The sequence below is a fragment of the Kytococcus schroeteri genome, from assembly GCF_002847825.1.
Classification (GTDB): domain Bacteria; phylum Actinomycetota; class Actinomycetes; order Actinomycetales; family Dermatophilaceae; genus Kytococcus; species Kytococcus schroeteri.
The window spans coordinates 1-321 of sequence record NZ_PKIZ01000127.1 but is presented as its reverse complement, the minus strand read 5'-3'; the positions used below and the strand labels follow the sequence as shown (position 1 = coordinate 321).

Annotated in this window: 1 protein-coding gene; it reads right to left on the bottom strand. The window is 69.2% G+C overall.

Annotated features, from left to right (window positions below):
* A partial coding sequence (locus CYJ76_RS11830; RefSeq protein ID WP_180802309.1) for a ComEC/Rec2 family competence protein occupies positions 1–321 on the bottom strand: 321 nt, incomplete at both ends.

Below are 321 nucleotides of genomic sequence, written 5' to 3'. Positions count from 1 at the left end.
CTCAAGGAGGCGATGATGTCCGTCCAGCGGGCAGAAGCCACCGCCACCAGGCCGACGCTGCCCATGATCGCCGCGCGCAGCACACTGGGTTCCGGGCCGACCAGCAGCACGAAGGCCACGAGGGCGCCGGCTGCCACCAGCAGCCGGGTGAGGCGCCCCGCCCGGCAGGCCGTGGCCAGCACCAACGCGGCTCCAGTGACTACCGCGACATTGGAGCCCGAGACCGCGCTGAGGTGGCTTAGCCCAGTGACGGTGAACTGGTTGCGCAGAGTGGAATCCTGCATGCTGACGTCCCCCATCACCATGCCGGGCAGGATCTTC